This is a genomic window from Candidatus Eremiobacteraceae bacterium, from assembly GCA_036511855.1.
Lineage (GTDB): Bacteria > Vulcanimicrobiota > Vulcanimicrobiia > Eremiobacterales > Eremiobacteraceae > JABCYQ01.
Genome location: DATCBN010000050.1, coordinates 1 through 20,959, shown reverse-complemented (window position 1 = coordinate 20,959; position 20,959 = coordinate 1). Strand labels below are relative to the sequence as shown.

Genomic DNA, 20,959 nt, shown 5'->3' with positions numbered 1-20,959 from the left:
TTGGTCGCCCTACAGCGGCTTACGCAAGTCGTACACCTGCCAGCCCGACGAGACCGGCACGCGCGCGAAGTGTTGCAGATACGCATAGAGCGGCCGGTTGGCTTTGAGGCGCGGGATCTCGACGCCGATGAAGTACGCGGCGCCTTTTCGCATCGCGCTGCGCATATCGTGAACGTTCCAGATGAGCGGGTCCTCTTCCCAACCTTTTCTGCCGATCGTGTAGAGCACCGACGGATCGTAGTGGCCCATGACGACGAGTACGTTTTGGTCCAGCGTCCGGTCGAGTTCCCCGGCCGCGGCGTAGACGGGTCTGCTCCACGTATAGTACGCGTGCACCTCCAGCATGTTGGCATAGGCGATGACGAACAAAGCCACGATGCCGCCGCCGATCGACCATCTCGACGCAGGCGCGAGACCGATGCGCGTGGCCAAGTTGTCGAGCGCGCCGCCGGCCAAGAGCGCGGCGAGCGGCAGCGCCGGCAAGAGATAGTAATCCACGCGCTCGACGTTGACGACCGCGAACGCATAAGCCGCAAGCGCGAGAAGCCAGGCGCCGAAAAACCACCCTCGGATATGCGATTCGGCGTCACGCGGCAGCGCGAACCACGCGCCAAGCGTTGCCGCGAACAACGCCGGCCCGAGGATCGTGGTCGAAAGCATCCGCATCAGCGCGAGCGCGCCGAATACCGCGTCGCCGAACCGTGCGGGGCTCGAGAATGCGGCCCGCAGCGCGGGCATGACGTGTAGCGTAGTGATGCCGCTCGCCCAATGCCATTCTGCGATGGCGTTGAGGCGCTCGAAGTAGAAGAGCGCCGGTAAGCCGGCAAGCACGACAAACGCGTATGGCGCCCAGTCCTCGAGCGCGCCCTTGACGCCGCGTCGCGCCACCACGAGCGCGATGACCGGCACGATCGCGAGCACCGCGACGGGTTTTGCGAGCACCGCGATGGCGCCGAACACCGCTGCCGCCGCGAAGTCGGCCGGCCGGCGCTGCCCGCAAAATCGCCACCAGAAATACATAGCGCCGGTCATGAAGAACACCATGTCGGTGTCCGGCGTTATCGTGCGCCCGTAGTAGACCGCTCCCGGCGCGATCGCATACGCAAGGGCGGCGATCAGGCCGGCGCGGCGAGAGAACACCTCGCGTCCGAAAAGATAGAGCAGCCACACTTCGGCGAGACTGAACGCGACCACGATCAGACGCGCGATCGTCTCGTGTATTCCAAAGACGCGGTAGAACTGCGCTGCCACGAACGGCACGATCTGCAGCTCAAGCTCGGCGTAGTTGGGCGCCGGCCCGTCATAGTCGACCTGAGGATACAAGATGTTGTCATGCAATTGCGCGAAGTTGCGCGCGATCGCCGCTTCGTCGCCTTGACGCCAACCCGGATGGTCGAGGATCGGATTGTGGATGCCGTAAAGCCGGAGCAGCAGCGCGAGAACGAGGATGGCGAGGAATAGCGCATGCCGGCGCAGGTCGGCGCTCACTGTCCGGCTTCATCCCCGATCTGATGCGTATGTCGAAACGTCCAATATTTGTTCACGAAGAAATTGATCGCCATCCCGGCGACGGTCGCGGCGACCCACGCGATGGAGTTGCGGAAATGCAGGGCAGCCGGCAGTTGGCGGTCCATCAGCCACAGCACTGGCTCGCTGACGCAGAGCGCGAGGGCCGAGACGGTGACGAATTGGGCCATCTCTTTGCCCGCGTGGCCTCGCGAGCGGAAAGTCCAACGCCTGTTCCACCAATAGTTGTTCACGCCGCCGAGCAGAAAGCCGATGGCGTACGCCCACCACAGCTGAGCGTTGAAATGCAACAGCCCGTGGTAGGCCGCGAAGTTGATGAGCGTGCCGGAAGCGCCGACGATGCCGAACTTGACGAATTGGCGAACGCCGCGCCGCGAGCTGAATGCTGCGGTAGCGCTCACGCGAGCCAATACCAGTCGGCGAAGAACACCGTGAAGACGCCGAGCAACGTCAACGACAGCGAGACGATCGCCGAGTTCACCACCGGGCGCCTGCCGTAGACTGCGAGGAGCATGAATGCCGGGAAGACGACGAGGTCGAAGCGCGGCATGCTCATCAGGCTGGCCGTGGACATCGGCACCAAGAGCGACGCGGCGAAGTACCACGCGTACGACGGCCGCAACTGCCGGAACGACGCGACGAGCAGTGCGAGAAAAGAAAGCGTGAACGCAAGTTCGAGCACGTGGTTGATCGAGTTGCTCGAGGCGATCGGTGCGATCGCGAGCTCGTGAATCGTGTTGGAGATGCTCACCCAAGGCGGCGCGAGGTGCCGGTTCCAGTTGGCCTGCACTTTTTGGAAGTACAGCGGATCGCCGACAAGCGCGTAGAGATAGCCCATGAACAGTGCGATGCCGGCGGGAACGAGCGCCAGCCCGACGATGCCGCGCGCGAGGGTCGTTCCGCGGCGCTCGCGCCAGGCGCGCCAGACTTCGTAGGCGATAGGCAAGACGAGCAAGACGCCTTCAACGCGGGTGAGCGAGGCGAGCGCGCCGATGATCCCCGCGGTAATGAAATTGCCGCGCCGCGCATAGTAGACCGAGGCGACCGTCAGCGCCAAGAAGAGCGATTCGCTGTAGACCGCCGAGAAGAAGATGGCGGTCGGGAATATGGCGATGTAGAATATGGCGTGATATGCGGTCTCGTGCTCGCCGAACTCCAGTTTCGTCAGCGCGTAAAGATAGGCGAGCGCCACAAAAAAGGCGAGATTAGAGATCACGACGCCGGCGATGAAGTGGTCGCCGATCATTCCGCCGAGCTGGCTGATGAGAAATGGATAGAGCGGGAAAAACGCGATGTCCTTGCCGTGGTAGCCAACCGTCGCGATCGCGAGATAATGCTGGGCGTCCCATCGGCCGAGCACGTCAAGCAGTCCGTGCTCGGGACTCCAATGCGTTCCGGCGCGTTGACCGATCACGATCGCTCCCATGACCGCGACGATGATGAGCGGAACACGCGTCGCGATGAAGACCGCGGCCACCGCACGCACGGTGATCGAATACTTCGCAAGGGCGCCTATCTTGATCGCGATCCATATCAGCAATACGCCGCCCAACAGCGCGGTCGCCGACGCAAGCGACGTCTCGCCGCCGGCGAGATAGAACCACAAGAACAAGAGCGGTAGGTAGCTGTACGAATCGGCCTGCAGCATGGCGCCGTATCCGGCGCCCACCATCCCCGAAGCCACCCGGGCATAGGCGACCCAAAGACCTATCGCCAGCAAAACGCCGAAAACGACGAAGCCTGTGAGGAGGAAGTCGGAACCGAGATGACCGTGCGTGGCGAAGACGTACCACGCGAACGTGCCTATCGATGCGCCGGCCGCCGCGACCACCGCCGCGCCGACCCGGGCCTCCGAGGGAAGAAATGAAGAACGGCTGCCTTTCGGCGCGTCGAGCGCCGTCGGCGCCGCTCCAGGGTGCGCGACATCCACGGCTGGGCGGCTTCGCCGTTCCATAATACGGCCCTTCAGAAGCAGTCGCGGCAGCCGCCGCGCGTGCGACCGAGGGTTTTCCGGCGGGTTAGGCAATAGGCGGGACATGTTTCGCCGTCTTGCGACGATCGCCATCGCAGTGGCCGCGTGCGGCGCAGGGTTGTTCTCGACGGCGGCGTCGAGCGAAGCCGGCCAAGGCGTCGATGCGAACACTCCGGCGTCGGCCGTCGTCGGCGTTTTCGTCTCTTTGGGCACCGACACGGCAGGCACGCTCATCACCATAGACCGCGCAGGTTCGCTGACCTCGCTTCGGGTCGCGGCGACCGCGACGGTGAGCGAAGACGAAACGGGTGCAGCGCCGCGTCCGGGAAGCCTTGCCTCGCTCAAACCTGGGGAACCGGTCGAATTGCAGCTTGCCGCGGACGGCGGCGTCGCTTCAGTGGTCGCTCGGTACGCGTTGGTCGCGACGCGGGTGATCGCGACGCAGAACGGTTACGTCGTCACGGCCGACGGCAACGCGTACAAACTCATCGGCGCCGCACTCGCCGCCGCACCATCGCTTGAGACCGGCACGTACGTGCTCATGCGGACGGATCCGGTCACCGGCGGCGCCTTCGACGTCACGGCTTCGAGTGTGCCATTCCACTCCGCGACAGCCCCAGGGACGGTCGTCGCGGTGACGTTCATCGTGCTCGTGCCGCCCAACACGCCGCCCGGTGATGCCATCTACTTGGCGACGAATTCGGGAAGTTGGACGCCGAACGGCACCCGCCTCGCGCCGCTCTCGGGCGGCCGTTGGTCCGCGACGCTGCAACTCGCCGCGGGCACGCAGATAGAATACCGCTACACGCGCGGCTCATGGACGACCGACGAACGAACCGCAGCCGGCACGCCGACGCCCAATCGAACGGTGACCGTGTCGAAGACCCCTGGTGCGCAAGCCATCGACGACGTCGTGGCGCGCTGGGCAGACCTCGCTTCATGATCCTCCGCTCTCTTCAAGGAGTCGAATAGATGGATACGCTCGATTTCGTCAAGGTGACGGAAGCCGCCGCGCTCGCAGCCTCGCGTTGGATGGGCAAAGGCGAACGAAATCTCGCGGACGGCGCGGCGGTCGAGAAGATGCGCGCCGTTCTCAACGACATGGATATCACGGGCAGAATCGTGATCGGCGAAGGCGAACGCGACGAAGCTCCCATGCTGTACATCGGCGAGCAGCTCGGACGCGGTGGAATCGAAGTCGATATCGCGGTCGATCCGGTGGAGGGCACGAATCTCGTCGCCAACGGCTTGCCGAATTCGATCGCCGTGCTTGCCGTCACCACGAAGGGCGGGCTCCTCAACGCGCCGGACACGTATATGGACAAACTGGCGGTCGGGCCGAAAGCCGCGCCGTACGTGCACATCGATGCGTCGGTGAAAGAGAATCTTCAATTGGTCGCAAACGCGCTCGAACGTCCCATCGAAGACGTCACCGTTGTGATCCTCGACCGGCCGCGCCACAAGGAGCTCATCGAAGAAGTGCGCAGGGCGGGCGCGCGCATCAAGCTGATTTCGGACGGCGACGTCGACGCAGCGATCGCCACCGCCATCGACAGCACCGGCATCCACGTCTCGATGGGCACGGGCGGCGCGCCCGAAGGCGTGCTCGCCGCAGCGGCCCTCAAATGTCTGGGCGGCGGCTTCATGGGCCGGCTCAAGTTCCGCAACGATGACGAGATCAAACGCGCGAAGGAGATGGGGTTCGGTGAGACCGACAAGATTCTCACGATGGACGATCTCGTGAAGAGCAGCGAGGTGACCTTCGTGGCGACGGGCATCACCGACGGCGACTTGTGCCGCGGCGTGCGCTTCTCGGGCAACGGCGCGCGCACGCACTCCATCATCATGAACAGCCATTCCGGCACCACGCGATTCGTCGAGACCATTCATCATCTGCGAGCCGAGCCGCTGCGGGGCCGTCCGCGCTGAACCTACTCCGCTTCGTGACGCCGGACGCAGCCGTCGAGAAGATCGAGGATTTTGATGCGCGGCGTTTCGAGCAATGGGGCGTGCGCGGCATCGCGCTGGATCTGGACAACACGATCGTCCCCTGGCACACCGCGTTCGTCACGCCCGGCGCGACGGCGTGGATACGCGATGTGCTCGCCCGCGGCATCGGCATCTGTCTGATCACGAACAACTATTCCGGCGGGTCGGCCGCGACGTCGGCGCTGTTCAACGTGCCCATCATCAAAGGCGCGCTCAAACCGTCGCCTTGGTCGTTCCATGCCGCGTTGCGCAAGCTTGGCGTAGCCGGCGCGAACGCCGCCGTCGTCGGCGATCAGATCTTCACCGACGTGCTGGGCGGAAAGCTCGCCGGGATGCGGGCCGTGCTCGTCGCGCCGCTCAGCCGCGCCGAGTTCCCAACCACAAAGTTCGTCCGCATGCTCGAGCGCCCGATGCTCGCCATGCTGCGCAAGCGAGGCCTGTTGGAACAGTGAACGCGATGCCAATTCACGATCGCTATTGCGTCATCGGGGATCCAGTCACCCATTCGCTGTCGCCCGCGATGCAATCCGCGGCGTTTGCCGCTGCCGGCCTGGACGCGCGATACGTCGCCATGCGGGTGCCGGCCGGCGGCGCCGGCGACGCGATCGCGGGCCTGCGAGCGCAAGGATTCGTCGGCTTCAACGTGACGACGCCGCTCAAAGAAGAAGTCGGCTCGCATCTCGATGCGCTGACCGAAACCGCCGTCGCTGCAGGCGCGGTGAATACGGTGAAGCGTTCCGGCGGCGAGTTCACCGGTCACAACACCGATGGCGAAGGATGTGTTCTTGCGCTGCACGATCTGTGGCGCACGGAATTCGCCCGCCTCGAAGTTCTCTTGCTCGGCGCGGGCCCGGCAGCGCGCGCGATAGCGGTCGCGCTTGCGTCCAGGGGCGCGCGGATCGCATGCTGGTCGCGCCGGGCGGAGCGAGCCTCACGCGTCGGTCCGCCCCCGGATCGGCGCGCGACGCTCGTGATCTCCGCATTGCCGGCCGGTGCGACGGTTCCGCCGTCCGTGCTCGCCGTCGTCGATCAGAATGCCGATGTGTTTGATGTGAACTACGCATCGAACCTATCGCCGATTCCCGCCGGCGTCGGTGCGCGACGCAGTGATGGCATTCCGATGCTGCTCCACCAAGGCGCGCTCGCGTTCGAATGGTGGACCGGTTTGCCGGCGCCGCTCGGCGCGATGCGTGCCGCGCTCGATATCGCGCAGGGCAGGGCGGAACGCTCGCGCACGGAAAACAGACCGCGATGAAAGCCGTCATTCTCGCCGGCGGTCTCGGCACGCGGATCAGTGAAGAGACGCAGCTTCGTCCTAAGCCGATGATCGAGATCGGCGGCAAGCCGGTGTTGTGGCATATCATGAAGACGTATGCGGCGCACGGCGTGAACGACTTCGTCATCTGCTGCGGATATAAAGGCTACGTGATCAAGGAGTATTTCGCGAACTACGCGCTGCACAGCTCCGACGTCACCTTCGATCTGCGAAGCGGCACGATGACGACAAACGAGACCACGACTGAGCCGTGGTCGGTCACGCTCGTCGACACGGGCGACGAGACGGCCACCGGCGGCCGTCTGAAGCGCATCGCCCGCTATATCAAAGACGAAGAAGATTTCTGCTTCACGTACGGCGACGGCGTCAGCGACATCGATATCGGCGCGTTGATCGCCTTTCACCGGCGGTCGGGCGCGCTCGCCACCGTCACCGCTGCTCAGCCGCCCGGACGATTCGGCGTGCTCACGATGTCGCGCGATCGCATCACGGAGTTCCGCGAGAAACCCGCGACCGAAGGCGGCCGCATCAACGGCGGCTACTTCGTGCTGTCGCCCAAGGTGCTCGAATACATCGCGGACGACACGACCGTTTGGGAGCGCGAGCCGATGGAGCGGCTCGCGGCGCAGTCGCAGCTCGCGGCGTTCGTCCACGACGGATTCTGGCAGCCGTTGGACACGCTTCGCGACAAGACCGCGCTGAATGAGATGTGGGCGGCCGGAAAAGCGCCGTGGAAGGTATGGGCTTGACCGCCGAACACGAGGCGTTCTGGCCCGGCGTGCGCGTCCTCGTCACCGGGCATACCGGTTTCAAGGGCGCTTGGCTCACGTTGTGGCTGCATCGGCTGGGCGCCGATGTGGCCGGCTACTCGTTTGCTCCGCCTCCTGGGCCAAGCGCGTTCGAACTCGCGCGACTCGACGAGATCGGCGGTGCGGAGTTCGGCGATATTTTGGACATGAACCGGCTCAATGCCGCGTTCGAGCGGCATCGTCCGCAGATCGTGTTTCATCTCGCGGCGCAGGCGCTCGTCCGAGCCGGCTACGCCGATCCGGCGGCGACGTACGAGATCAACGCGCTCGGAACGGCGAACGTGCTCTTGGCTGCGCGCGCGCAGGAGAGCGTCCGCGCTGTCGTCGCGGTGACGAGCGACAAATGTTACGACGGGCATGCGGGCGAGCGCCGCCATCGTGAAGACGATCCTCTTGGCGGCGACGATCCGTATTCCGCGAGCAAGGCGTGTGCCGAACACGTCGCGGCGGCGTTGCGTGCGACGTGGTGCAGCGGCGACGCTCCGGCGCGCATGCGGATCGCGACGGCCCGAGCGGGCAACGTCATCGGCGGCGGCGATTGGTCGACCGACCGGCTCGTGCCCGACGCGCTCGCGGCATTCGCATCCGGAACGGTGCTTTCGATCCGCAACCCCGCGGCGATCCGGCCGTGGCAATACGTGCTCGACCCCATCTCCGCGTATCTGGATCTCGCGCGCAGGCTCGCGGGCGACGACGGGCTCGATTTCGCCCGCGCTTGGAACTTCGGCCCATCCGAAGATTCGGAACGAACCGTATCGTGGGTCGCCGATCGGCTCGCTGCGTCGTGGGGAAGCGGCGCAGCCTGGCAGACGGAGCCCGGTCTGCATCCGCCTGAACGGCACTCGCTTCGGCTCGATAGCGCCGCCGCCGCCGCATCGCTCGGTTGGCGTGCTGGCGTGGAATTGGAGCATGCGCTCGGGTTGACTGTCCGCTGGTACCGGCACTATCGCGACGGGCGGCCCGTGCGAGCGTTGATGCTTGACGAGATCGAGCGCTACGAAAAAGCTTTAGCGGCGTGAGCGCATCTACGTGCCGCTTCTGCGCCGCCGAACTGCGGACGGTAGTGGCAGATCTCGGCATGTCGCCCCCGTCGAACGCGCTGATCGATCCGATGCGAGGCGCGCAGCCGGAGATGTTCTACCCACTCCGCCTTTACGTATGCGAGCGCTGTTGGCTCGTCCAGCTCGAGCAGTTTCAATCGCCGGCGGAGATCTTCAGCGCTGACTACGCGTACTTTTCGTCGTATTCGACCACCTGGCTCGCGCACGTCGACGCATTCGCGGCCGACGCGATCGCGCGCTTCGGACTCGGAGGGGATAGCCTCGTCGTCGAAGTCGCGAGCAACGACGGCTACCTCCTGAAAGGCTTTCAAGCTCGCGGCGTTCCGGTGCTCGGCATCGAGCCCGCTCGCAATGTGGCCGATGCGGCGATCGCCGCCGGGATTCCGACCGTCGTGGAATTCTTGACCCGCACCACCGGCGCCGCATTGGCGGAGGGCGGGCAATCCGGCGATCTCGTGGTGGGCAATAACGTGTTGGCTCACGTGCCCGACCTGAACGACTTCGTGGCCGGGCTCGCGGGTTTGGTCAAGCCGGCGGGCGTGCTCACGCTGGAGTTTCCGCACGTGCTGCGCATGGTGGAACGATCTGAATTCGATACGATTTACCACGAGCACTTTTCGTATTTCTCGCTTGCGTCGGCCACGGCGGTGCTCGAAGCATGCGGTCTCTACGTCGTCGATGTCGACGAACTTCCCACGCACGGCGGTTCGCTTCGCGTCTTCGCGCGCCGCACGCAATCGGCGCCTTCGGCTGCCGTCGATCGGGTGCTCAACGCCGAGAGGGCCGCAGCCTTGACCTCTGTGCAAGGCTACGCCGGTCTGCAAAAGAGCGCGGAAGCAGTCAAAATGGCGTTATTGGAATTCCTCATCCGCTGCAAGCGAGACGGGTTGACGGTCGTCGGATACGGCGCGCCGGCCAAAGCGACGACCATGCTCAACTATTGCGGCATTCGGACCGACTTCTTACCGTATACGGTCGACCGCAGCCTACACAAGCAGGGCAAGCTGATTCCAGGCGTTCGCATACCGATCGATTCTCCCGAACGCATCGCGCGCACGCGGCCCGACTACGTGTTGATCCTTCCTTGGAATATCAAGGATGAGGTGACCCAGCAGATGGCAGCGATCAAGGACTGGGGCGGCCGCTTCGTCGTCGCCGTGCCAAAGCTGACGGTGCTGCCATGAGCCGCGCGGCGACGCCGATGGTGGTCTGGGGAGCGGCAGGACAGGCTCTGGTCCTCTGTGAGTTCCTCGCCGATGCAGGCTTCGAGCCAATCGCTTTCTTTGACAACGACATCGCCACGCGCAGTCCGCTGCCGGACGTGCCGATCCATCACGGACCGGACGGCTTCCGCGGGTGGCTTCACGAGCAGAACCGCGATGGCGTGGCGTTCGCGGTCGCTATCGGCGGAGACCGGGCAACCGAGCGTCTGAAGCTGCACGCCATGCTTGAGGCGGCTGGATTGCGCGCCACCGTGCTCGTCCACCCCGCTGCATACGTCGCGCGCGATGCATCGCTCGCTGCCGGCACGCAGATCCTCGCCGGCGCCGTGATCGGTGCGCGCGCGAACTTGGGCGTGGCGTGCATCGTGAACACCGCCGCGAGCGTCGACCACGAATGCATGCTCGGCGACGGTACGCATATCGGCCCAGGCGCGGTGCTTGCTGGTTGCGTGCGCACCGGCGCGGATGTGTTTGTGGGCGCCGGCGCCGTAGTGGTCCCGAGAGTCGAGATCGGCGCGGGAGCGGTCATCGGAGCCGGTGCTGTCGTGCTCTCGGACGTTCCACCGAACAGTATCGTGTCCGGGGTGCCCGCACGCCTTCATCGGGAGCCTGCGTCGTGACGCAAAAAAGCGATAGCTCCGACCCGAAGGACCCGAAGGTGATCGCGCGCATGGCCGCAGATCCGGATCTGCGTGCCGCGGCGCATGACTTCTTCCAGCGTTCGTGCGACTACCGGTACACGTACAACTGGACGTGGCTAGGCAGGCCGGTCATACAGTATCCGCAGGATCTCATCGCGCTTCAGGAGATCGTCTGGCGTCAGCGCCCCGACGCGATCGTCGAGACGGGCATAGCTCACGGCGGCAGCGCGGTGTTCTTCGCGAGCTTGATGGAGTTGCTCGGCGGCGATCGTCGAGTCATCGCCGTGGACATCGATATCCGGTCGCAAAACCGCGCAGCATTGGAAACGCACCCGCTCGCCCATCGCATCGACTTGATCGAAGGCTCTTCCGTGGACGAAGAGGTCGTCGCCAAGGTGCGCGCCGCCATCGGCGAGCGCACGAACGTGTTCGTTATGCTCGACTCCAATCACACGCATGCGCATGTCCGCGAAGAGCTTCGGCTGTATGCACCGCTCGTCCGCAAAGGCGGCTACCTCGTCGTCATGGACACGGTCGTCGAGTTCATGCGCCCCGACGCATTCCCGGACCGGCCATGGGGAAAAGGCGACAACCCGATGACGGCGGTCCGAGAGTTCCTCGCGTCAGACGATCGGTTTGTGGTCGATGAGGAATACGATCGCAAACTTCTCGTGACTGTCGCGCCGGGCGGGTACTTGCGATGCGTGAAGGAGTGACGATGGAAGTGCCGCGGATTCCGGTGTTCGCGCCGCACATCGGCGTCGACACGCTCAAGCATCTTACCGACGCGCTCGATGTCGGCTGGCTCGGGATGGGCGCGTCCACGCAGGAATTCGAGGAGCGCATCGCCGGCTATATCGGCGGCGCGGGAAGGCACGTTGTCGCGGTCAACACCGGCACGTCGGCGCTGCATGTGGCGTTGCGCGCCGCGGGCATCGGCGTGGGAGACGAGGTCATCACACCATCGTTCAACTACGTGGCCGACCATCAGGCCGTCGCGAGCTCGGGCGCCGAGGTCGTGATGTGCGATGTCCGCGACGACGATCTCGGTATGGATTGCGAGCAAGCCGGCGCGCTCGTCACGCCGCGCACCAAAGCCCTGATTCCACTGCATTTCGCCGGCATTCCGTGCGATCGCGCGGGGGTCTATGCGCTCGCTCGCGCGCGCGGCCTGCGCGTCATCGAAGACGCGTGTCACGCGTTCGGCACCGAGATGGGTGGGGCGAAGATCGGCAGTGATGGCGACGTCGCGGTGTTCAGTTTCGATCCGGTGAAGATCATCACGTCGATCGACGGCGGATGCGTGGTCGGCGGCGATCCCCTCGAACTCGCGAAGCTGCACCGGCTGCGTCTACTGGGAGTGGACAAAGACACAACCGAGCGCTACAAGAACCGGCGCGCGTGGGACTACGACGTGGTCAGCGAAGGCTACCGGTATCACCTCACCAACATCATGGCGAGCGTCGGCATCTCGCAGATCAAACGGGTCGACGAGTTCATCCGTTCGCGGCAAGCCGTGTGCCGCGCGTACAGCGCAGCGTTTGACGGCCTGCCTTGGGCACGTACGCCGCGGACGGATTTCAGCGGCGTGTCGCCGTTCATCTACAGCCTGCGAGTGACGGACGGACGGCGGCCCGCGTTTATAGAGCACTTGCGCGCGCGCGGAATAGACGCGGGCATTCATTTCGTGCCGGTTCACCGGCACACGTATTTTAAAAACGCGAGGCGCGGAGATATGACCGTGACCGAACGCGTCGTCGACGAGGTGGTCACCCTTCCTCTGCATTCGAATATGCGTCAGGAGTTCGTCGAGCGCGTGATCGACGCGGTCACTACGTTCGCTTGAACGTGCCGAACATAACCGCGATCATCCCGACGTTCTCACGCCCGCGCCTATTGCGGCGCGCTATCACAAGCGTACTGTCGCAAACGTACGCCGACCTCGTGCTGTGGGTCTATGACAACGCATCCGACGACGAGACCGCCGCAGTCGTAAGGACGTTCGCGGCGCGCGATGCGCGGGTCCGGTACCACCGTCACGAGACCAATATCGGCGGTTTTGAGAATTTCTTGTACGCGATGGAGCGCGTCGAAACGCCGTACTTCGCGTTTCTCTCCGACGACGACGCGCTTTTCCCGAACTGCTACGAAGTCTGCATGAACGGGTTTGCCTCATATCCCGACGCGTATCTGTCGGCCGGCTCGACCGTGGAGGTGGATGACGCGGGCTTGGTCCGGTACGCCCCGATCGCGCGGTGGCCGCGCGAAGGGCGATACGCGCCGCCCGACGGCTTGTTCATGATGCTCGACAACCGCCATCCAACGTGGACGGCGGTCGTATTCCGGCGCGAAGCGCTGCGCGACGTCGGGCTCCTCGATCCGGCGGTTGGTCCGCCGAGCGATCTCGACTACGAACTGCGCATCGCTGCCCGATTTCCCGTGTCCGTCTCGTTCGAACCGTGCGCGGTATACACGCACCACGCAGGCTCCGGGTCGGCGCGCGAGGACGCCCGTGTGGCTGCCGGCATGACCGTGATGATGGAGAACCTGTGCGCCGACCCACGCATTCCGTCCGGCGTGCGCGCCGCGCTTCGAGAACGACTCGGCGGTCAGATACGGTTGAAGCTCCTCGAAGTCTGCGTCAAGGCCCTTGTGCGCGGCGAGGACGATACGGCCGCCGAGGCGGCGCAGCGGCTGCGCGAACGGGGTGATGCGCCGGTTCTCGCATTCTGGCTTGGGTGTCTCATCCGGTTATGCCGTGCGTCGACCTTCATCCGGTCGGGCTTGCGTGCCGCCGAGCGGCTGCGCCTCCGGATCCGGGCGGATCGTGCGAAGCGGACCCTGCGTGGCGATTCGTTCGAGCGCGCGCTGCAGGCTTTATCGGCTTTGGAAACGGCGCAAGTCTAAGAGTGAATGCCGGCGTGCGCGTGGTTTGGATCGGCGTCATGGACGAGCCGTTTCGTGGACGCCACCGGAGTCCAGCTGCCCGACGTTCCTGAGTTCCAGCGCGAATATTCAATGGTCGCGCGCACGCGACAATACATTTCGAGCAGCGCCGCACCGACGAGCCAGTCCCAACGAGGCCGCTCTCTGCGGACGTATGCGACCATCGCCTCGAGCAGCGGTGTCGCGGTCAGAGTGGAAACGGGCAGGCGATGTACGCGCTGTATCCGCATATTGAATGCGATCCAGCGCGTGCGCTGCGCTATGAAATCGCTCAGCGTTTCCGGACCGCGATTGTGGACGATCGCGTCCGGCGCATAGCGGATCTCGTAGCCGACGGACCTCACGCCGTGCTCGATCTGCACTTCGTCGGCGGCCGTATCGGGGTTGAGTCCCCGGAAGACGTTGCGGAAGGCGATCAATTCGCCCATCTTCGGATTGCGGAGCGAGACTTCGTGATGCAGCTGCCACATCAATTGGACGGTGAAGCCGATGAAATCGTCTGCGGAATTGAGCGGTACCGGATGGCTGCCCACCATACCGACAGCGGGGTCTGCCAGGGGAGCGGTCAACGCGGCGACCGTCTGAGGTTCGAAGATGAGGTCCGCGGACGACACGAGCAAGATTGGTTCGGGTGCGAGTGCGAAGAACGTGTTGATCGCCCGCACTTTACCCCCGCGCTCCGGTTCGGTGACGAGGTGGATCTTCGGATGCTCCGCCGCATACCGTTCGACGATGGGACACGTGCGGTCGGTGCACCCGCTTGCGATCACGACCACGCGATTGATATCATCGTATGCTGTCTGGCATAGGATGCTGTCGAGCAGGCGCGCGATGTTGCCTTCTTCGTTGAAGGCCATGACGCCGATGGCGATCTGGCGGTCCATTTTTGCGAACGGCGTCCCTTGCCCGAAGGCGGCGATTGCTGTCTCTAGAGTGGTTATCGGCACGAGCAAAGCCTTGGCCGCACGGGCTCCGCGCCGAGCCGGGCCGACCGGGCCGGAGCGCTACGGGACGGCTCTCGCGACCGGCCGATTGCGCGGAAATACATCCGGGCGTCCGAAGATATCCTTGTGAGCGTATTCGGGGCGATCCTCGATTCCGGTTCGTTCGCCGCCCGGTTGGCGGCAGGAATCGTGACCAGCGCACTGCTCTGGACGGCTGCCGGCGCGGTGGGCGGCTGGGTTGCCGGCGCGATGTTGAATCGCCTACCGCCGCAAGAGCGCCGGGTATTTGCCGCGCCCGCCGGGTACGTTTTGATCGGTTCAACCGCGGCGCTGCTCGCGCTCTTCCACGCGCTTTCCGCAGTAAGCTTGACGATCGTGCTCGCCATCGCGCTCGCGTTCGCGATTCCCCACGCGCGTGGGTGGCGCAGCAGCCTTCGCGATGTCGCGCAATCATTTTCGAACGCGGGCGCGCTCGATAAGACGGCGTGGATCATCGCGTGCGCGGCTTGGCTGACCGCCGCGGTCGCCGCCGCGCTGCCGGTCGTCGACTGGGACCCGCTTGCCTATCACCTGCCGATCGCGGCGGCAGCGCTCGCGCGCAGCACGCTCGCCTTCGATCCAAACCTCGCGCAGTCCGCATTTCCGCTTCTCGCTGAAGCGGCAGCGCTGCCCGTCTTCGCTCTCGCCGGGTCCGCCGGCGCGACATTTGCCTCGCTCGGTGCAGGCATCGCGCTTTCGCTGATGGCGGGTACGCTCGCCGAACGCGCGCGCGCCGGCAGCGGGCCGCTGACCTGTGCGCTTGTCGCCTCTTCGAGCCTTTGGCTTTGGATTTCACCCGCGTTCTACGTGGACGTGCCGTTCGCGCTTGTCGCGCTCGGCGCGCTCGGCGTTGCGTTGACAGAGCGCGATCTCGACGCGCGCACCGCAGTGGCGATCGGTTTTTTTGCGGGCGCCGCAGCAGCGATCAAGTTTCCCGGCCTCGGCATAGCGGCCATTGCCATCGCGATCGTGGCATGGCGGAGCGCGCCGCCCGTTCGCGTCCGCGCGACCGCGGCGGCCATCGCATCGTGTGCGGTCGTCGCCGGCGGATGGTACGTCCGGACGTTCGCGCTTACCGGCGATCCGGTCTATCCATTCGCGAGCGGCATCTTAGGGCACACGGCCGAGGCACGCGAATTCGCTGCGCGCTACGTTTCGATGACGCGCGACTGGTGCGGTGGACACGCGACGCCCGGCGATTTCGCATTGTTGCCGTGGCGATTGCTCACGCAGCCGCAGGTCTTCTGCGGCGATCAAGGATACGCGCTGCGGCTTGCAGCGGTGTTGTTCGCGGCCGCGTTTTTCGTGCCGCGCGCGCGCCCGTTCGCCGTGCTGACGCTCGTCTTGGTCACGGTCTGGTTTTGGACGAGCCGCCAATGGCGCTTTCTGATGACGGGTCTTGCGACATACGCCATAGCGGCGGCCGCCGGACTCGACGCACTCTCGGAGCGTCACAGACCTGCGGTCAGTTGGGCGCTGCTCGTTCTGGCGGCAGCAAGTGTCACGCTCAACTGGCTGCCGAAGCCGGGCCGCGATGCGAGCAACAGTCTCGCGCCGGGTTTCGCGTACATCACGGGCGCGCAGACCGGTGCACAGTATCTGTCGGGCCGCCTCGAAAGCTACGATGCCGGTGCGTGGGCGCTCGATCGGCTCGCGCCCGGCGCGCGCATCGCATCGCTCGATGACGTGCGTTCGTATTATCTGGGAGCGGCGGCCGTCGATCTCAACCCGTACTATCAAACGCAATGGCGGCTCGATTGGTCGACTTCGCCCGCGACCCGCTACGGCGCCTTGAGGATGGACCGGGTCGAATTCATTATCGTCGACGCAAACCCGGCCTACCTCGCGCGCACGCCGGTGGAGATCGATTGGGCCGTACTCGCGGCCGATGAGCGCGCCGGCGCGATCAAGCGCGTCTTCGCCGCGCACGATGTGATCGTGTACGCGTTCGCGCAGTCAGGGGCGATGCGATGAAGTCACGCATGGGCATCGCCGTCGCGTTTGCGGCGATAGCAGCGGCCGGCGCCGTCGCAGCAGGGTTCGCTGCGTCAAAGACCATCTATTTCTACGACGCATTCCAACACGGGAATTACCTCGGGGGCTACCGCTTGCCGATCCACGTCGTGCAGCAAGCGGCGCCGGGCTGGAACGTGGTTCTCACGGTGTGGGCGATGTTGGCCGCGCTCGCCTGCGCGAGCGTGTACTTCTTGCGTTCCCTGGCAGGTGCGGGCCGCAGAGCGCTTCGCTGGCTCATCGGCGTTCAGGTGGGTGTTGCGGCAGTGCTCTCGCTCTTCCCGATCGTCCAATCGGGCGATATGTACGCATACGTCATCTACAGCCGGCTCTACGGACATTTCGGCGTCAATCCATATGCCATCACGCATCCGCTCACGTCCGCCGATCCGGTCATCGGGCCGATCTTGCCGTTTTTGAGCACAATGCCGTTCAGCGATCCGTACGGACCGCTTTGGACGATCCTCGCCGGGCTGCTCGGCCGAGTTGAAAGCGGCGCAAGCCTCTTGGTTGCGGCATGGTCGTTCCGTGCGGTCGCGGTCGCTTCGCTCGTCGCGGCCACAGCGGCCATCGCCTATTCGCTGCGCTCGCTCGGGCCCGAAAACGCGAGCCGGCGCGCGGGCGCGTTTGGTCTGCATCCGCTGGCGCTTTATGAATCCGCCGTCGGCGCGCACAACGACGTGATGATGCTCGCGGCCGGACTTTGGGCGTTCGCCGTGGCGGACGAATTGCCGTTGATCGCCGGCTTGCTCGCCGGCGCCGCAATCGCGATCAAGGTTCCCGCACTCATCGCGTTGCCGTTCCTGTTGAAACGAATCGCGCGAAAGCACGGCGTCGCGTGGATCGCTGCCGGCGCGGTCTCGCTCGCCGTGCCGTGGTTGTGCGGCCGGGCGTTCGCGACGCCGGGCGGGGCGGGTGGTAACGCCGCGCTGTTGGGCAACGCCTTTTCCATGTCGCCGGATTGGCTGGTGAATATTCCGCTCTTCGCTGCCGGCGTCGCGTCGGGCCCGGCGTTTGCGTGGCTGCCGCAGTTGCCGATGTTCGGCACCGCGTCGTGGCCGCGTCTCGTCCAGGTCGCGGTCCTTGCGGTATTCCTTGTCGTGGCCGCCATCTCGATCGTGCGTTACGTATTGCGGCCGCGCATCGGCGAGATCTGGCGCACGTACACGGCGTTCTTGTGGTCGATCTCATCGATGCATCCCTGGTACGGGTTGTGGGTTTTGCCCGCCACGGCGTCGGGCGGCGCGTGGGGCGTCTATGCTTGGTGGTACGGCGCGCTGCTGCTCGGCGTGTACGTGCTCGACGGCATCGCGGCGCCGGCGTCGCTGTTCTGGGTGCCGATCGCGGCGTGCGTGGTGTTCTTGGCCGTGCCGGTGATCGTCGTCGCCGATCGACGCCGGCGGAGAATCGCATGAATCTGCGCGCGTCGGGTCTCATCGCCATCATGGCGGTCGTCGCTCTCGCAGGCTCCGCGCTCGTGTGGGTGATCGCGCAACATTCCGTACCGGCGGCAGGCAGCGGCCACGACGCCTACTATCTGCTGGGTTTGGCGCAGCCCATGCCCGTCGTGCAGCTCGCGGCCGGATGGCAGGTGCTCGGCGCGATCTGGGCGGTCATCCTGCTCATATGCGTTCTCGGCGCGCGGCTGACCAACATCGCAGCCTGCGAAAATGGCGGCGGACCGATGTGGATCATCGCCGGACTCGCGATCGCCGGACTTGCGCTCACATTTTTTTCCGTGCAGCTTTCGATCGATCCGTACTACTACGTCGCATACGGGCGCCTCTACGGTGTCTTCGGCATCAATCCGTACGACCTCGCCGCGCCGATTCAGGTGGCAGACGAGACGATGTCGCGGCTCTACGCGCTGCTGCACAATCCGCCGTTTGGCGATCCGTACGGGCCAGGATTCACGATATTCGCGGGCGCCATCGCCAAATTGGAGTCGGCCCTCGACGTGCGCACACAGTTGTGGACGTGGCGGGCCATCGGACTTGCCGCCGCGATAGTCACCGCGTTCGGCCTCGCGCGCATGCTGCGCAAACTTGACGCGCCGCAACGCACGCGCCGGCTCGCCGCGTATGCGTTCCATCCCGTCATTCTGTTCGAGGCGGGCATCGGCGGGCACAACGATCTGTTGATGGTCGCTCCCGCGGTGTGGGCGTTCGCACTGGTCGACGAATATCCGTTGGTCGCCGGATTGTTGATCGGCGCATCGATCGCGGTGAAGTACGTAGCGTTGGTCGCACTGCCGTTTCTCGTGATCCGCGCCGCGAAATCCAACCGGATGGCCGGAATCTTGCTGACCTGTCTAGCCGTCGCGCTGCCGTGGCTATGCTCGCGCCCCTTCACATTCGGGTCTGCTGCCGCGCACAGTGCGGCGGCGATCGGCAGTTCGCTCATGATGTCGCTCAACTGGCTCGCAGCATTGCCGTTCATACGCGGCGGTGAATCCGGCGCGCCGATCGCGTCATGGCTGCCGGTTCTGCCATACCTCGGGCTCATCACGTGGCCGCGCGCGATACAGTTCGCATTGCTCGCCGCGTTCGCTGCTGTCTTCGCGGTGTCGGTCGCGCGATACGCCCGCAGACAATCCGCGTCTGACCTGAGTAGACCGGTCGCTGCGCTGATCTGGATCATGCCCGCTTTGCATCCTTGGTATCTCGTATGGATCGCGCCGTTTGCCGCCCGACGCGGCGCGTGGGGAGTATACGCCGGATGGTTCGCGGCGCTTGGACTGCTTGGATACGCGCACGAGGGCGTAGTCCCATCGCCTGCTAATGATGTGCTGTTCGTCATCGCGGCGATCGCCATACTTGTGCTCCCGATCGTTGCGGCTCGAGTGCTGCCACGATGGTCGCCCGAGGGGTTACATCCGGGACCTGATGTGCCGATAGAATAGCAAGTGGCGAATGCTACTGCTCCATTCCTTGCGGGACACGGTGAGCGAAACGATTTCATGGCAACAAATGTAACCGACCTGCTCGGCGTCCGCATGGACGAATTGATGCGCGTCACTATCGAACGAGGCGCATCAGATCTGCACATGTGCGTGGGGTTGCCACCGATGCTGCGCATCGACGGTCGTCTCACACCCACGGAGTTCCCGAAACTCAATCCCGACGAGATGAAGAAGCTCGTCTATAGCATTTTGACCGATTCGCAGAAAGAGCGCTTCGAGAAGAATCTCGAGCTCGACTTCTCGCACGGGTTGAAAGGCTTCGGACGTTTCCGTATCAATGCGTTCAAGCAGCGGGGCGTCATCGGCTCCGTGTTGCGCGCGATCCCGTCCACCGTCCCTCCTCTTTCCAGTTTGAATCTGCCGCCCGTCATGGCCGACCTCGTGGCCAGACCGCACGGGCTCATACTCGTGACCGGGCCCACCGGTTCGGGTAAGTCCACCGCCCTCGCGTCCATGGTCGACGTCATCAATCAAACGATGGCGCGTCACATCCTGACCATGGAAGATCCGATCGAGTATCTGCACTACCACAAGATGTCCATGGTGAACCAGCGCGAGATCGGACACGACTCCTACAGCTTCGCCAATGCCCTGCGCGCCGCGCTCCGTGAGGATCCCGACGTCGTGATGGTCGGCGAAATGCGCGACATGGACACCATCGCCACCACGTTGACCATCGCCGAGACCGGCCACTTGGTCTTCGCCACCCTGCACACGTCCGACGCCGCTCAGACCATCGACCGCATCGTCGACGTGTTCCCCTCACACCAACAACAACAGATCCGCGTACAGATGGCCTCGGTCATCGAGGCCGTCGTCTGTCTGCGGCTCCTCCCGCATGCATCCGGCGTCGGCCGGGTGCCCGCAGCCGAGGTCATGATCGCCACCCCGGCCATCCGCAACCTCATTCGCGAGAACAAGACCCACCAGATCCACAACGCGATCGTCACGAGCCGCATCATGCACATGCAGACATTTGACATGTCGCTGCGCGATCTCGTGCGCAAACATATGATCACCGCTGAAGAGGCATTGAACGCCTCGATGCATCCCGAAGAGCTGCGGAAGCTCATCGAGGGAGTGTAAGGAGACACCACATGCAGATGTCATTGCTCTGGATACTCGTCCTGCTCGTGATCTTGCTTGTAGGCGAGCACACGCAACTCTAACCCTGGAGAAAAATATCAATGCCTAGTTTCGCATATCAAGCGAAAGACGCATCGGGAAAAACCGTCAACGGCGTCATCGAAGCGGAGAACGAACGCGTTCTGCGGTCCAAGCTCCGCGAGATGAACTACTACGTCACCGGCATCACCCAAAAGGGCGGCGGTGTTCTTAACGCCGACCTGAATTCCGTCATCGGGAAGTTCCGGGGCGTCGGCGAGCAGTCGCTCGTCGTCTTCTCGCGCCAATTCGCGACGATGATCAATGCCGGCCTCGCCATGGTCCGCTGCCTCGACGTCCTGAGCGTACAGACTGAAGATGCGCAACTCAAGCCCATCCTCATCGCGATCCGTCGCGATGTGGAAGGCGGCTCGACGCTCGCCAACGCCCTCG

At 64.6% G+C, this 20,959-nt stretch carries 20 protein-coding genes; 16 read left to right on the top strand and 4 right to left on the bottom strand.

What is annotated here, in order from left to right:
• Window positions 1-9 precede the first annotated feature (9 nt).
• From VII69_07450 to VII69_07440, 3 genes are read right to left on the bottom strand one after another with little or no spacing between them, the layout of a single operon-like run.
• Window positions 10-1,488 (bottom strand): glycosyltransferase family 39 protein, encoded by a 1,479-nt coding sequence (locus VII69_07450; GenBank protein HEY5094930.1) that lies wholly within the window; start codon window positions 1,486-1,488, stop codon window positions 10-12.
• On the bottom strand, window positions 1,485-1,928 hold the full coding sequence (locus tag VII69_07445; protein ID HEY5094929.1) for a GtrA family protein: 444 nt from the start codon (window positions 1,926-1,928) through the stop codon (window positions 1,485-1,487). Before VII69_07445 ends, VII69_07450 begins: the two co-directional genes overlap by 4 nt.
• Window positions 1,925-3,457, bottom strand: a complete 1,533-nt coding sequence (locus VII69_07440) for a mannosyltransferase family protein (GenBank protein HEY5094928.1) — start codon at window positions 3,455-3,457, stop codon at window positions 1,925-1,927. Before VII69_07440 ends, VII69_07445 begins: the two co-directional genes overlap by 4 nt.
• Window positions 3,458-3,563: 106 nt before the next feature.
• Between VII69_07440 and VII69_07435 the strand changes: the two genes are divergently transcribed.
• The 11 genes from VII69_07435 to VII69_07385 are packed head-to-tail and all read left to right on the top strand — an operon-like array spanning window position 3,564 to window position 13,405.
• On the top strand, window positions 3,564-4,442 hold the full coding sequence (locus VII69_07435) for a CBM20 domain-containing protein (GenBank protein HEY5094927.1): 879 nt from the start codon (window positions 3,564-3,566) through the stop codon (window positions 4,440-4,442).
• Window positions 4,443-4,471: 29 nt separating this feature from the next.
• Entirely contained in the window at window positions 4,472-5,428 is a 957-nt protein-coding gene (gene glpX / locus VII69_07430; GenBank protein ID HEY5094926.1) for a class II fructose-bisphosphatase, read from the top strand.
• A gap of 14 nt (window positions 5,429-5,442) precedes the next feature.
• Window positions 5,443-5,940 carry a YqeG family HAD IIIA-type phosphatase gene (locus VII69_07425; protein HEY5094925.1) on the top strand — a complete coding sequence of 166 codons (498 nt, stop codon included), beginning with the start codon at window positions 5,443-5,445 and terminating at the stop codon, window positions 5,938-5,940.
• Window positions 5,941-5,945: 5 nt separating this feature from the next.
• Window positions 5,946-6,743 (top strand): hypothetical protein, encoded by a 798-nt coding sequence (locus VII69_07420; protein HEY5094924.1) that lies wholly within the window; start codon window positions 5,946-5,948, stop codon window positions 6,741-6,743.
• The gene (gene rfbF / locus VII69_07415) at window positions 6,740-7,513 is read left to right on the top strand and encodes a glucose-1-phosphate cytidylyltransferase (GenBank protein ID HEY5094923.1); all 774 of its coding nucleotides are present in this window, start codon (window positions 6,740-6,742) and stop codon (window positions 7,511-7,513) included. The genes VII69_07420 and rfbF overlap by 4 nt, the downstream gene beginning before the upstream one ends.
• Window positions 7,510-8,592 (top strand): CDP-glucose 4,6-dehydratase, encoded by a 1,083-nt coding sequence (gene rfbG, locus VII69_07410; GenBank protein HEY5094922.1) that lies wholly within the window; start codon window positions 7,510-7,512, stop codon window positions 8,590-8,592. Before rfbF ends, rfbG begins: the two co-directional genes overlap by 4 nt.
• Window positions 8,589-9,818 carry a class I SAM-dependent methyltransferase gene (locus VII69_07405; GenBank protein ID HEY5094921.1) on the top strand — a complete coding sequence of 410 codons (1,230 nt, stop codon included), beginning with the start codon at window positions 8,589-8,591 and terminating at the stop codon, window positions 9,816-9,818. The genes rfbG and VII69_07405 overlap by 4 nt, the downstream gene beginning before the upstream one ends.
• The gene (locus VII69_07400) at window positions 9,815-10,477 is read left to right on the top strand and encodes a NeuD/PglB/VioB family sugar acetyltransferase (GenBank protein HEY5094920.1); all 663 of its coding nucleotides are present in this window, start codon (window positions 9,815-9,817) and stop codon (window positions 10,475-10,477) included. The genes VII69_07405 and VII69_07400 overlap by 4 nt, the downstream gene beginning before the upstream one ends.
• Window positions 10,474-11,214: a cephalosporin hydroxylase family protein gene (locus tag VII69_07395; protein ID HEY5094919.1), complete on the top strand. Its 741-nt coding sequence runs from the start codon at window positions 10,474-10,476 to the stop codon at window positions 11,212-11,214. The genes VII69_07400 and VII69_07395 overlap by 4 nt, the downstream gene beginning before the upstream one ends.
• A gap of 2 nt (window positions 11,215-11,216) precedes the next feature.
• The gene (locus VII69_07390) at window positions 11,217-12,344 is read left to right on the top strand and encodes a DegT/DnrJ/EryC1/StrS family aminotransferase (protein HEY5094918.1); all 1,128 of its coding nucleotides are present in this window, start codon (window positions 11,217-11,219) and stop codon (window positions 12,342-12,344) included.
• Between the two features lie 2 nt (window positions 12,345-12,346).
• The gene (locus VII69_07385; GenBank protein ID HEY5094917.1) at window positions 12,347-13,405 is read left to right on the top strand and encodes a glycosyltransferase family 2 protein; all 1,059 of its coding nucleotides are present in this window, start codon (window positions 12,347-12,349) and stop codon (window positions 13,403-13,405) included.
• On the opposite strand, the gene VII69_07380 is transcribed toward VII69_07385, so the two are convergent.
• On the bottom strand, window positions 13,402-14,391 hold the full coding sequence (locus VII69_07380; protein ID HEY5094916.1) for a glycosyltransferase: 990 nt from the start codon (window positions 14,389-14,391) through the stop codon (window positions 13,402-13,404). The genes VII69_07385 and VII69_07380 overlap by 4 nt on opposite strands.
• 123 nt (window positions 14,392-14,514) lie before the next feature.
• On the opposite strand from VII69_07380, the gene VII69_07375 reads away from it, so the two are divergent.
• The 5 genes from VII69_07375 to VII69_07355 form a co-directional block, all read left to right on the top strand.
• Window positions 14,515-16,401 (top strand): hypothetical protein, encoded by a 1,887-nt coding sequence (locus tag VII69_07375; GenBank protein HEY5094915.1) that lies wholly within the window; start codon window positions 14,515-14,517, stop codon window positions 16,399-16,401.
• Complete coding sequence (locus tag VII69_07370) at window positions 16,398-17,855, top strand: glycosyltransferase 87 family protein (GenBank protein ID HEY5094914.1); 1,458 nt, start codon at window positions 16,398-16,400, stop codon at window positions 17,853-17,855. Before VII69_07375 ends, VII69_07370 begins: the two co-directional genes overlap by 4 nt.
• The gene (locus tag VII69_07365; protein ID HEY5094913.1) at window positions 17,852-19,342 is read left to right on the top strand and encodes a glycosyltransferase 87 family protein; all 1,491 of its coding nucleotides are present in this window, start codon (window positions 17,852-17,854) and stop codon (window positions 19,340-19,342) included. The genes VII69_07370 and VII69_07365 overlap by 4 nt, the downstream gene beginning before the upstream one ends.
• A gap of 57 nt (window positions 19,343-19,399) precedes the next feature.
• On the top strand, window positions 19,400-20,488 hold the full coding sequence (locus tag VII69_07360; GenBank protein HEY5094912.1) for a type IV pilus twitching motility protein PilT: 1,089 nt from the start codon (window positions 19,400-19,402) through the stop codon (window positions 20,486-20,488).
• 101 nt (window positions 20,489-20,589) lie between these two features.
• Window positions 20,590-20,959: type II secretion system F family protein (locus VII69_07355; GenBank protein HEY5094911.1), on the top strand; the 370-nt coding region annotated here is incomplete at its 3' end.